The 12827-nt window shown below is 42.9% G+C and carries 13 protein-coding genes; 9 read left to right on the plus strand and 4 right to left on the minus strand.

Features of this window, described 5'->3' with window-relative positions; translation table 11 throughout:
- Nucleotides 1-20: 20 nt before the first annotated feature.
- The 4 genes from gldG to GTK07_RS05065 are packed head-to-tail and all read right to left on the minus strand — an operon-like array spanning nt 21 to nt 3549.
- The gene (gldG, locus tag GTK07_RS05050; protein ID WP_163633684.1) at nt 21-1685 is read right to left on the minus strand and encodes a gliding motility-associated ABC transporter substrate-binding protein GldG; all 1665 of its coding nucleotides are present in this window, start codon (nt 1683-1685) and stop codon (nt 21-23) included.
- On the minus strand, nt 1685-2416 hold the full coding sequence (gldF, locus tag GTK07_RS05055; protein ID WP_163633686.1) for a gliding motility-associated ABC transporter permease subunit GldF: 732 nt from the start codon (nt 2414-2416) through the stop codon (nt 1685-1687). Before gldF ends, gldG begins: the two co-directional genes overlap by 1 nt.
- Nucleotides 2416-2718, minus strand: coding sequence for a putative quinol monooxygenase (locus GTK07_RS05060; RefSeq protein WP_163633688.1), 303 nt, complete (start codon nt 2716-2718; stop codon nt 2416-2418). The genes gldF and GTK07_RS05060 overlap by 1 nt, the downstream gene beginning before the upstream one ends.
- Nucleotides 2719-3549, minus strand: coding sequence for an SAM hydrolase/SAM-dependent halogenase family protein (locus GTK07_RS05065; protein WP_163633690.1), 831 nt, complete (start codon nt 3547-3549; stop codon nt 2719-2721).
- 120 nt (nt 3550-3669) lie between these two features.
- Between GTK07_RS05065 and GTK07_RS05070 the strand changes: the two genes are divergently transcribed.
- From GTK07_RS05070 to GTK07_RS05110, 9 genes are all read left to right on the plus strand, one after another.
- Entirely contained in the window at nt 3670-4629 is a 960-nt protein-coding gene (locus tag GTK07_RS05070; RefSeq protein WP_163633692.1) for a PhoH family protein, read from the plus strand.
- Nucleotide 4630: 1 nt separating this feature from the next.
- On the plus strand, nt 4631-5584 hold the full coding sequence (locus GTK07_RS05075) for a phosphoribosylaminoimidazolesuccinocarboxamide synthase (RefSeq protein WP_163633694.1): 954 nt from the start codon (nt 4631-4633) through the stop codon (nt 5582-5584).
- A gap of 123 nt (nt 5585-5707) precedes the next feature.
- Nucleotides 5708-6121, plus strand: a complete 414-nt coding sequence (locus tag GTK07_RS05080) for an IS1/IS1595 family N-terminal zinc-binding domain-containing protein (protein WP_163633696.1) — start codon at nt 5708-5710, stop codon at nt 6119-6121.
- A 96-nt stretch (nt 6122-6217) separates the two neighbouring features.
- Nucleotides 6218-7444 carry a hypothetical protein gene (locus GTK07_RS05085; RefSeq protein WP_163633698.1) on the plus strand — a complete coding sequence of 409 codons (1227 nt, stop codon included), beginning with the start codon at nt 6218-6220 and terminating at the stop codon, nt 7442-7444.
- 19 nt (nt 7445-7463) lie between these two features.
- On the plus strand, nt 7464-7727 hold the full coding sequence (locus GTK07_RS05090; protein WP_163633700.1) for a DUF4212 domain-containing protein: 264 nt from the start codon (nt 7464-7466) through the stop codon (nt 7725-7727).
- Nucleotides 7728-7751: 24 nt separating this feature from the next.
- On the plus strand, nt 7752-9458 hold the full coding sequence (locus tag GTK07_RS05095) for a sodium:solute symporter family protein (RefSeq protein ID WP_163633702.1): 1707 nt from the start codon (nt 7752-7754) through the stop codon (nt 9456-9458).
- A gap of 82 nt (nt 9459-9540) precedes the next feature.
- The gene (locus GTK07_RS05100; RefSeq protein ID WP_163633704.1) at nt 9541-9735 is read left to right on the plus strand and encodes a hypothetical protein; all 195 of its coding nucleotides are present in this window, start codon (nt 9541-9543) and stop codon (nt 9733-9735) included.
- A complete protein-coding gene (locus GTK07_RS05105; protein WP_163633706.1) occupies nt 9728-12424 on the plus strand; it encodes an ATP-binding protein in 2697 nt (898 codons plus the stop codon). Before GTK07_RS05100 ends, GTK07_RS05105 begins: the two co-directional genes overlap by 8 nt.
- Nucleotides 12421-12783: a response regulator transcription factor gene (locus GTK07_RS05110; RefSeq protein WP_163633708.1), complete on the plus strand. Its 363-nt coding sequence runs from the start codon at nt 12421-12423 to the stop codon at nt 12781-12783. Before GTK07_RS05105 ends, GTK07_RS05110 begins: the two co-directional genes overlap by 4 nt.
- The last annotated feature ends 44 nt before the right edge of the window (nt 12784-12827 follow it).

The following is a 12827-nucleotide window of genomic DNA, read 5'->3' on the forward strand; positions in this document are numbered from 1 at the left end:
AGAAACAAAATTATCAACACTTAGGTGCTAAATTTCCGCTTTCGATAAAAACCGAAGAAAAGGCCGAAGGCCAGGGTCAAAAGTACTGGAAGCCCAATGTTTATGATCTGCCACTTCGATTTTTGCTCGGCAATTTTCTTCACATCAAGCAACGGAATGGCCACTTTTTTATTCCTTATGTTGATAAGCCCGTTGTTTTCAAGGAGGTAATTGGTGCTGTTCACCAAAAATTCCTTGTTGCCATAAAAGTTGCTCGTCCATTTATCATACCCCAATTCCAAAGGACGGTTGTTCCGCAATTGATTTTTAATGATATCCCCATCTGCGATCACAATCATTTTGTTGGCAGGGCCTTCTTCCACTGCATTGGCCAATTTTAGGGGTCTGACTCGATTCTTGTACATGGATGTGAAATTTCCCTCGATCAACACTGCCAACGGAAGATTTCCGTTGTTATAGGTGGCTTGGTCAGGTTGGGATGTGATCATATCCAAACTGATCTGTCTTGGAACCCCGTCCGTTTTGGACAATGGTGAACTTTGCAGCAGAATCGTCTTTTGGTAATCGTTTTCCAAAATGTCCATTGGGCTGGTGAATTGGAGTCGCACCGCTTCAATATTGGTATTGATGGGATGGTTGTTCCGTGAAAATACCATTGGATAATAATACCAAGGCAGAGGGTTGTATTGGGAATCGTTGCCTTCTCCGGTAGCCAAAACAATTTGGGTAAAATACAGGTCGTTCACCAAAACGGGATTGATCCTCACCCCGTACTTGAAGAATAGATCTTTCAAATTCAGTTCCCGTGGTAAGGCAAAAGCACTTCCGCCACCGGTATAAATGCTGTCCATTTCCATGGCCACTTGATCGATCATCCATATCGATTTCCCGCCTTGTACCATGAATTGGTCCATCACGTATTTTTCTTCATCTGAAAAGGCTTCGGTTGGTTTGGCGATGAGGGCCAGATCAAAGTTTTTCAGTTGGTCCAAAACCTTTTGGGGATTGCTGGCTACTGAATCTAAAGTGATGGCACCGATGTTGTAATATTCCCTTACCGTGGATAAATAATCGGCGATATAGATGTCGCCTAATTCTCCATTGCCCTTAATGACGGCAATACTTTTTTTATCGGTAGCGCTTAATTTGGTAAAAGCATCCGCAAAGGCATATTCCAATTCTTGTACGGAGTTGTTGATGCGTTCTTCGGCCGTAGAACCCTGTTTGTTCTTGAGCAAAGGGACTTTAACGGTTTGGTCCTTGTAATTCACCATGGCCCAAGGAAAAACCAGTTCGTTGGAAACCTTTCCGTTTTCCTCGATGGTGACACTTGCCGGTTTCAAGCCCAAACTTTGCAGTTCGGCAATGGTCTGTTCGGCCTGGGTTTCATCTGCTAGGGGATCCACCAAATTGTAGGAGATGTTTTTATTCTTGACGACAAAGGATTCCATCAATTGAACGGTCTCCGACTTTAATTTGGAAAATTCCGCAGGAATGCTCCCGTCCAATAAAATATCGATGATGACAGGGGAATCAAATTTCTGGGCGACTTCCACCGCTGGTTGTGAAAGGGTATACCGTTGGTCCTCGGTCAGGTCAAAGCGAGTGTACACAAATCCGGCCAAGATATTCAATACGATCAGCGCAACCACGGCTTCCAATATGGCTATCCAAAACTTTCCCATTAGCGAGGCAATTGTTTTAAACGTTGAAACGTGAGATACAGGAACAACAGGGCGAGCGAGACAAAATAAACAAGGTCCCTCGTATCGATAACCCCACGGGCAATACTGTCAAAATGGGCCTTGGCCCCAAACCCTTTCAAAATTTCCTGGGTTTCCCCATCGGTGAAAAGCGAAGCGGAGGCATCAAACCCATTGAAAATCAAAAAGCATATCAAAATCCCCACCAAAAACGAAATAATCTGATTGTCGGAAAGGGTAGAAGCAAACACCCCAATGGCCGTGTAGGAACTTATAAGAAATAGCAGTCCAAAATAGGAGCCAAAAACAATCCCCAAATCATAATTACCTTCGGTCATGCCCAATTTGGAAATGGCAAAGACGTAAATTATTGTTGGCACTACGGCTATCACACACAACAGAACGGCTCCCCAAAATTTGCCCAATACCAACTTCCAGACAGAAACGGGTTTTATCAATAATAGCTCCAATGTTCCCATTTTCCGTTCTTCCGAAAAACTCTTCATCGTGATGGCTGGAACCAAAAAGATAAAGATCCATGGAGCGAGCAGGAAGAAATTGCCCAAGTCTGAAAAGCCATAATCAAAAATGTTGTACTCTCCTTTAAAGACCCATAAAAAGAGCCCGTTGAGCAATAAAAACGACCCCACGATCAAATAACCGATAGGCGACGTAAAAAAGGACCGTACCTCTCTCTTGAAAATCGCGAACATTAAAATGGATTTGTAGATTGGACTTTATTCACGCTCCAGGCTTCCGGTCTGTTGGAGAACAGTTGTTTTGTTCTGGCCCAAATCGTTTTGAAAAAATCGGAGTTCCTATATCTTTCCAAATCTGCAGGGGTATCCCAAAAACTGTAGGTGAAAAAGATACAGGGATTGTTGATATCCTGATACAGTTCCACCATATTACAACCTTCAAATGCCAAGATTCCGTTTTTTGTTTCCGCAAAGATTTGCTCAAAACTAGGAATATTTTCGGGTTTAAAGGTCAGTTTTACGATGCGGGTCAACATTTAAAGGAAATTTATGGTTACGGTATCCCGATAATTCAATCCGAGTAGGGAAGAGGCCCCACCAACGGAATTCAGGTCACTCTTATAAATGGCAAGCTCAATATAACCGGCAGAGTTGAAAAGTGCCAAGGCATCGCCAGGTCCCATGCGCTGGGATCGATCCAGGTCATAATTGATGATGCCATTGTAGCTATGGTGCACTTTCTTGATCTTGGTGGTACGGGCAATGATCTCATAATCCCGCCCGTTGCGATAGGCCTCAAACAGTCCTTTTTGAATATTGGTGACCACGTTGCCATAGTTATCTATATAGATTACGTTACCCGAAATGGACTTGCCATTGTTGATAATTCGTGGTTCAAATTCACGGAGTTCTTTCAGATCATCAAAATTTCTTCCGATGACTTCAAGTTTTCCACCGCGGGCAATATGGCAAGCTACCTGGACGAAAATGTTCAGCACGGGAAAGGAACCGGATTCCGCATTCGGAAGGTTGATTTCCACTATTTTTTCCGGTTTCACTTCGGAAGTAATCAGGGAAATCACACCACTATTGGAACTCACAAAATAATGCCCATCTACCTGAACCACAATATGTTGATTTTCTGGCGACCATTCAGAATCGACACCCACCACATGAACAGTACCCATGGGAAACGATCGATAGGCATTTTTTAGGATGTAAGCGCACTCTTGAATATTGAAGGGGCTTATGGCATGGGAAATATCAACAATGGTAACCTCGGGGAGGTTGCTCAAAATAGCCCCTTTAACAGTACCTACAAAGTGATCTTTGTAGCCAAAATCTGTTGTTAAGGTTATGATTGCCATGCAATACTGTTGATATGTTTTTGCCCGCTCAAATTGATTTTTGGTTAAGTTTGCGATGTAAAATTAGTTAAAAAAGAAAGAATATAATTCTTCAAAAACAACTGTAACACCTCACTTTTTTTGAACGAACTTATAATAGAACTTACGGACATCAGCCCCCAAGACTTTTTTGGACAGCAAAATGAAAACATCGAACTGCTCAAAAAATACTTTCCAAAGTTAAAAATTGTGGCAAGGGGTAACAAAATCAAGGCTTATGGCGATGAAGAACTGCTTGAGGAATTCGATCGTCGCTTTGATGAAATCACGGGACAATTTGCCAAATACAACAAATTGGACGAGAACATGATCGAACGAATCCTTACCAGCACCAGTCAAGAGGAATATACTTCTTCCCAAAGCAGTGGCGATGTTTTGGTACATGGAGTGAACGGTCGTTTGATCAAGGCCCAGACGGCCAACCAACGCAAAGTGGTGGATGCCTGCAAAAAGGACGACATGGTTTTTGCCATCGGTCCTGCAGGTACCGGTAAAACCTATACTGGGGTGGCCTTGGCCGTAAAGGCGCTCAAGGAAAAGCAGGTTCGCCGCATCATATTGACCCGTCCGGCTGTGGAAGCAGGGGAGAACCTTGGATTCCTACCCGGCGACCTCAAGGAGAAATTAGATCCATACATGCAGCCTTTGTATGATGCTCTTCGGGATATGATCCCTGCGGAAAAACTGGCCAAATATCTGGAAGACGGCACCATTCAAATTGCTCCAATGGCTTTTATGCGTGGTCGTACACTGGACAATGCCTTTGTGATCTTGGACGAGGCCCAAAACACTACCCATGCCCAAATGAAAATGTTCCTGACCAGGATGGGCAAGAATGCCAAATTTTTATTGACAGGGGATCCTGGTCAGATCGATTTGCCAAGAAGGGTTATTTCCGGCTTGAAGGAGGCACTTTTGATATTGAAGGATGTGGATGGCATCAGCATCATTTATTTGGACGATAAGGATGTGATCCGACATAGATTGGTGAAAAAGGTCATTGATGCCTATAAAAACATAGAGCACCAAAATCAATTCTAATATGGGACTGAATACGTTGATGTCCACGGACTTTGATTTTCCGGGACAAAAATCCGTTTATAAAGGTAAGGTAAGGGAAGTTTATACCCTTCAAAACGATGTTTTGGTGATGGTGGCCACGGACCGTTTGTCCGCCTTTGATGTGGTCATGCCCAAGGGTATTCCCTACAAGGGTCAGATTTTGAACCAGATTGCCACCAAAATGATGAAGGATACGGAGGACATTGTACCTAATTGGTTACTGGCTACCCCAGATCCCAACGTAGCTGTCGGTCTGGCTTGTGAGCCTTTTAAGGTTGAAATGGTGATCCGTGGATACCTTTCCGGACACGCGGCTAGGGAGTACAAAGCTGGCAAAAGAATGTTGTGCGGCGTACCCATGCCCGAAGGAATGAAGGAAAACGACAAGTTTCCCAGTCCCATCATTACCCCGGCGACCAAGGCCGAAAAAGGGGACCATGATGAGGATATTTCCAAAGAGGATATTTTAAAAAGAGGTATTGTTTCCAAGGAAGATTATGAGGTATTGGAAAAGTATACGCATGCTCTTTTTCAAAGGGGAACCGAGATTGCAGCTAAAAGAGGTTTGATCTTAGTGGATACCAAATACGAGTTCGGAAAGACCAAAGATGGTAAAATCGTACTGATTGATGAGATCCATACACCCGATTCTTCCCGATATTTTTATGCTGAAGGATATGAAGAGCGCCAAGCCAATGGGGAAGCGCAAAAGCAATTGTCCAAAGAATTTGTTAGGCAATGGCTCATTTCCAATGGTTTCCAGGGCTTGGACGGGCAAACGGTTCCTGAAATGTCCGATGCGTATATTGAGTCGGTATCCAATAGATATATTGAATTATATGAGAACATCACTGGTGAAAAATTCATAAAAAGCGATATTTCCAATATCGAGGACCGTATCTTCAATAATATCAGCGGATATTTGGCCAGGTAGTCTTCAAATTACCTTTCTTTCAATATTTATAGCCTTAAATTGATGATTTCATTATTCTAAAGGAGTTTTTTGTTTAAATATTTAAAGCTAATTTGGTATATTTATGCTAATTAAGTATATCCCATGCAAAGTTGTCCAAATTGTTCCTCTTCAGAATTCACCAAAGCAGGTGTCATTAATGAACGGCAACGGTTTAAATGCAAATCCTGCGGCTATTATTTTACAGTTCCCAAGCTGGGTAAACAAATTGATGATTACTACGTAAACAAAGCATTACAGCTTTATTTAGAGGGACTTACCTATCGAGAAATAGAAAGAATTTTAGGTGTTTCCCATGTTTCCGTTATGAACTGGGTGCGTAAATACAACATCAAACGGCCCTATAATTCCAAATACCATCCCACCTACAAAATCTTGAACTTGGGAGAACTTCAAAAATATTTCCTCAATCCTGAAAATTTAAAAGGCGCGGGCCAGTTGGTAACCGAGCTTGGCGATAAGTTCATGCTGATAAAATGGGACCGTTTCAAAGATTGAGTATAGTTATTTAACAAAAAAATATACTGATTTTTTGTTCAGTACTTTTTTTTAGGATGTTCGCAGTGCACATAACTCACTAACATCCAAACTGAAATGAAAAGAATCCTTCTTGGAATGGCATTATTACTTCTGTGCATTCCTTCTTCATTCTCGCAAGGTAACACCGAATACACGGGGGGTTACAAAGTTAATTTTAACGAAGATGGCTCCAAATATCTTCGTATCATCGCTTGGGGACAATTCTGGGCCCAATACAACGATAATGTTCCGGATGATGCCAGTAAGCTGAATCTTAGCGTAAGGCGTGCCAGGGTATTGACGTATACGCAATTGAACAAAAAGTTTTTGATCCTTACCCATTTTGGATTGAACAGCTTAAATGGCAGTAACTTGAGTCCTACTGGCAAAGGAGAATCAGCCCAGTTATTCTTTCATGATTTTTGGGGAGAGTGGCAGATTGGCAAGAACATAGCAGCAGGTTCTGGACTACATTATTGGAACGGTATCTCACGCCTGAACAACAGTAGTACCCTCAACTTCATGACTTTGGACAACAACCGGGAATCTTGGGCCGCATTGGGCCTCAGCGATCAGTTTGCACGTCATTTAGGGGTTTACCTAAAAGGTAAAGTGGGCAAGTTACAATACCGTGTTTCATATAACGAGGCTATTACAACCACTTTGGATTCCGGTAACGACCCAACACCAAACGGCAGGGCGGTGTATCGCGGAAGGGAACTATTGGGTGCTGGCAATGCCGGCAAGGTCGTGCAAGGATATTTTGATTATCATTTCTTGGATGAAGAATCTAATTTCCTACCTTACAAGGTGGGAACATACTTGGGAAGCAAGAAAGTCTTCAATATAGGAGCGGGATTCCTGAACCATAAAAACGGTGTTGTGGTGATGGATGGAACAGGAAATTTGGAAGGAGAGGACGTGAACATTTTCGCGGTAGACGCTTTTTATGATGCTCCCCTAGCTGATGATGGTTCTGCGATTACCGCTTACGGGGTTTTCCAGAGCAATGATTATGGTCGCAATTTTGTTTTAGGCCCATATGGAACAGGAAACATGATCTATGGACATGTGGGGTATTTGATTCCTGGAGCGGCAGATAAGTCAAGGGTACAACCTTATTTGTCTTATCAGACCAGGACCATTGATGCGATTGATGACAATGCAACCCGATTCGGGATTGGGGCCAACCTGTTCATGACAGGGCACCATTCCAAACTCACGCTGGAATATACCAATTCCAAAGTTGGAAACGGCGATAGTTCCGGGGTGTTGACACTGCAAGCACATATTTATTTATAATTCACTAAACCAACAAATTATGTCAGAAAAACAGAAAAAGGCAACTGCCTATTGGAAAGAGAACCTAAGGTATCTGGTTATTCTTTTGACCATTTGGTTCTTGGTCTCCTACGGAGCCGGGATCATGTTCAAGGATGCGTTGAACAGCATTCGCTTAGGCGGATTTAAACTAGGATTTTGGTTCGCACAACAAGGGTCCATCTATGTATTTGTCATCCTCATTTTTGTCTACGTTCGATTGATGAACAAACTGGACAAAAAATACGGCTACGACGAAGATTAACTAACCAACTAAAAAACTAGAATTATGAGTGTACAAGTATGGACATATCTATTGGTGGGCCTATCTTTTGCCCTATATATTGGTATAGCTATTTGGTCTAGGGCCGGATCTACCAAAGAATATTACGTTGCCGGCGGGGGCGTTTCCCCATTGGCTAACGGAATGGCAACGGCAGCGGACTGGATGTCGGCGGCTTCCTTCATTTCCATGGCAGGTATCATTGCCTTTGCAGGATATGACGGTGCGGTTTATTTAATGGGTTGGACCGGCGGATACGTGCTTCTGGCCCTGTTATTGGCACCTTATCTGAGGAAATTCGGAAAGTTTACGGTTCCAGATTTTATCGGCGAACGCTATTACTCTAAAACTGCACGTATTGTGGCCGTTATCTGTGCCCTGATCGTTTCCTTTACCTACGTTGCAGGACAAATGCGTGGCGTTGGAATCGTTTTCTCCAGATTTTTGGAAGTGGACATCAACACCGGGGTAATCATTGGCATGGTCATCGTTTTATTCTATGCCGTGCTTGGTGGAATGAAAGGAATCACCTATACCCAGGTGGCACAATATTGTGTATTGATCTTTGCCTTTATGGTACCTGCAATTTTCATTTCTATCCAGATGACAGGAAACCCAATTCCACAATTGGGAATGGGAGGCACCGTGGCCGACGGAACCTATCTTTTGGACAAACTGGATGGACTTACCACCGAATTGGGCTTTGCGGAATATACGGATGGTTCCAAAAGTTTGGTGGACGTTTTCGCCATTACCCTTGCCTTGATGGTGGGTACTGCCGGTTTGCCACACGTAATTGTTCGTTTCTTTACTGTGAAAAGGGTCAAGGATGCCAGAAAATCTGCTGGATGGGCCTTGTTGCTCATTGCCATCCTATATACCACTGCTCCTGCGGTTGCCGTCTTCGCTAGGACTAATTTGATCGAGACCGCCAGCGAAAAGGAATATGCATCCATGCCACAATGGTTCAAGAACTGGGAAGAAACCGGCTTGTTGAAATTCGATGACAAGAATGGCGACGGCAAGATCCAATATGTGGGTGCAGCCGATATGAACGAACTGACGGTGGATAGGGATATCATGGTATTGGCAAATCCTGAGATTGCCAACTTGCCAGCATGGGTAATTGCCTTGGTTGCTGCCGGAGGTCTGGCCGCGGCTCTTTCCACAGCAGCTGGATTGCTTTTGGTGATTTCATCTTCCATTTCACATGATTTGATCAAAAATGTATTCAATCCTCAACTTTCTGAAAAAGGAGAACTTTGGGCAGCTAGGATTTCTGCTGCCGTTGCCGTAGTGATCGCTGGTTACTTCGGGATCAATCCACCAGGGTTTGTGGCAGCGGTGGTCGCCCTGGCCTTCGGCTTGGCGGCAGCATCGTTCTTCCCAGCCATTATTTTGGGTATTTTCTATAAGAAAATGAACAGCAAAGGTGCCATCTCAGGTATGATTGTTGGGCTTTTACTGATGTTGTATTACATGCTCAAATTCAAATTTGGCCTGTTTGATGGTGGTAAGGATGCCGTGGCTGGTCTGCAAGCCGATTGGTGGTTTGGAATTTCACCTGAAGGTTTCGGAACCATTGCCATGATTGTCAACTTTATCGTGGCACTTACTGTAAACCAATTTACGCCAGAACCACCTGAGGAAGTACAGGAAATTGTGGAACATATTAGAATACCTAGCGGTGCAGGTGAAGCATCGGCACATTAATTTAGTTGGTTGTGAAAGAGCGGTGCGGTGTTAAATTACCGCACCGTTTTTGTAATTTTAATAAGCCGACGAGCTAGAGAAAATGAAGAAAAGGCATCAGCAAAAATTGATACTCATTTCCATAGTACTGTTCTTTTTATGGAATGTTCCCTTCGTGGGCATTTTTGATGTTGACGGACAGGTTTTGGGATTTCCTATCCTGTATGTCGCCATTTTTTTGAGTTGGTTGCTATCCATCATTTTTGCATACATCATTTTAAAGAAGTTCTATGAGTAATTATTTGGTAGGACTTATCATTGTGATGTATTTGGCCATGCTTTTTGTATTGGCCTATTTTGCCGAAAAAAAACCTCGTGGCAAATGGACCAACAATCCTTATGTGTACACCCTTTCCTTGGCGGTGTATTGTACGGCATGGACCTATTATGGCAGTGTGGGAATCGCTTCGCGTTCCGGAATAAGTTTTTTGGCCATTTATTTGGGCCCTGTTATCTCCTTTCCATTATGGATTGTGGTGATGAAAAAGGTCATTCGCATTTCCAAGCAGCATAAAATTTCCAGTATCGCGGATTTTATATCCATGCGATATGGCAACAATAGGTTTTTGGGAGCCTTGGTGACGGTTACCTGCCTGTTGGCCATCATTCCTTACATTTCCTTGCAATTGAAGGCGGTTTCGGAGACCTTTTCACTGATTTCTTCAGAAAACAGCTATGTTTCCAAAGGTTTTCTTGACGATTCCACCTTTTACATCGCGCTGCTCATTGCCGTTTTTGTGGCCTTTTATGGTACTCGTTCCACGGATACTTCCCAACACAAGAAAGGTATCATCGCAACAGTGGCCTTCGAATCCATTTTAAAATTGGTATTCTTTTTAGCCATCGGTATTTATGTCACGTTTTACCTTTTTGATGGCACAACAGATTTGTACAATCAGGCATCGATGAAGGCGAATTTTAGTCAACTAACATCCTTGGGAGGTCTGGAAAATGGCTTTAATTGGCTTTTTACCATTTGTTTGTCCTTTTTTGCCATTTTCTTGTTGCCCAGGCAGTTTCATGTGGCTGTTGTGGAGAATGACAATGAAAACTATTTAAAAAAGGCCATTTGGTTGTTTCCATTGTACCTATTGCTTTTCAATGTTTTTGTGATATTCATCGCTTGGGCAGGGAACATTCGTCTTCCCGAAGCGGTAAACCCTGATTATTACTCCCTTTTATTGCCCTTACAGCAAAACAACCAAGGTTTTGTGCTGATGGTATTTATAGGGGGTTTTACGGCAGTGATCTCCATGATCGTGGTCTCTACCTTGGCATTGTCCACCATGGTGAGCAATAATATCGTTATCCCATATGGTTTTATCAAAAAATTGGTGGAGGGCAATCCGGAGGAGAATGCAAAAAGGATCAAGAACCTGAGAAGATTGGCCATTTTCCTCTTGATCATTTTCGCTTACTTCTTTTACGTGAACTTTTCGGCACAGCTCTCCTTGTTTTCCATTGGGTTGATTTCGTTTGTGATCATTGCCCAATTGGCCCCATCCTTTTTTCTTGGGCTAACATGGAGAAGGGGAACGGCTCGGGGAACCGAAATAGGTATTTTGGTGGGATTGGCGGTTGTTTTTTACACCCTTTTGCTGCCAATAATCAGTCAGGTGATGATGCCCAATGTCAAGCTTGTGGAAGAAGTTCTTTTCGGTTACTCTTGGCTTAAACCAGCACAACTTTTTGGACTGGATTACTTAACACCGGAGAGTAATGCTTTTTTGTGGAGCATGTCGCTCAACACCTTGTCATTCGTCGGGTTCTCCCTGCGCGCCAAGGGTAATTATAGGGAGCGGAACTATGCCGAAATGTTTGTGAACCACGCTAATTATGAAAATCTTCAGGAAGGGGCGTTTGTGTGGAAAGGAGAGGCGTATGTGGCGGATATTAAAAGATTGTTGAGCCGATTTTTGGGCGAGGCAAGGACCAATCGCGCCTTGCGCATCTTCAATAAAAAACATAATATCTCCGATACGGAGGAAAGGGCAGATGCAAGGTTGATCAACTTTTCCGAAAAATTGTTGACAGGAAGTATTGGAAGTGCTTCCGCCAAGATCTTGTTGGCATCGGTATCCAAGGAAACACCCATCAGTTTGGTGGAAGTGCTCAATATTTTGGAGGAGAGCAAGGAAACCAAGGCCAATAATAAATTATTGCTGGAAAAATCGGAACAGCTTACGGCCATGGCGCATCAGCTCAAGGAAGCCAATGAAGAGCTTTTATTTCAAGATAGACAGAAAGATGAATTCTTGGACACGGTTGCCCATGAGCTCAAAACTCCCATTACTTCTATAAAAGCGGCTTCGGAGGTTTTGGAAGATGATGACATGCCATCAGAATTGCGAAGGCAGTTTTTGGAGAACATCAGCAGGGACACCGATCGTTTGGATACGCTGATCCACAACATTCTTGATCTGGAAAAACTTTCCGACAACAAGACCGAACTGGATATTAAAAAGCGCAAAATCAATAAAACCATAAAAAAGGCGCTTAAAGGGGTGGAACAAATTGCTGCAAAGAAACAGGTTGCCATCCATTTTAAGGAAAAGGAAAATGTGGAAGTGCCCTTTGATGAAGACCGATTGTTGCAGGTTTTGACGAATTTACTATCCAATTCCCTTAAATTTACGGAACCACATATAGGAACCATCAAAATCTATTTGGAGGATGGGGATAAAGCTTTGAGAGTATCTGTTGAGGATAATGGACGTGGCATTCCGGTAGAGGATCAAGCCTACATTTTTGACAAGTTTTATCAATCCAAAAACCAGAATACCAAAAAGCCACAAGGCAGTGGGTTGGGCCTTGCCATTTGTAAAAAGATAGTGGAAGGCCATAAGGGTTCCATTTGGGTGGACAAAGGATTTAAGAAAGGGGCACGTTTGGTTTTTGAACTGCCCAAAAGCAGAAATGGAACATGAAGAAAATTTTGATTGTGGACGATGAACCCAATATTGTAATGTCTTTGGAATACGCTTTCAAGAAAAAGGATTTTGAGGTTTTTATCGCCAGGGACGGTACAGAGGCACTGGAAATAGCGGAGCGTGAAATACCGGATTTAATCCTGTTGGATGTTATGATGCCACAAATGGACGGTTATGAAACCCTAAAAAAAATTCGCGAAAGTGAAAATTTAGACCACACCAAAGTGGTATTTCTCTCTGCCAAGAGCAAGGAAAAGGATATTGAAAAAGGACTGAAAATGGGTGCGGATGGGTATATGACCAAGCCTTTTTCCATAAAAAAGATTATCAGCGATGTAGAGGAAATGATCACATAACATGCCCTCGCATCATCAAATTTATAACAAAACAAATATTAACT

Source organism: Flagellimonas sediminis (assembly GCF_010500845.1).
In the GTDB taxonomy this organism is placed as follows: Bacteria; Bacteroidota; Bacteroidia; order Flavobacteriales; family Flavobacteriaceae; genus Flagellimonas; species Flagellimonas sediminis.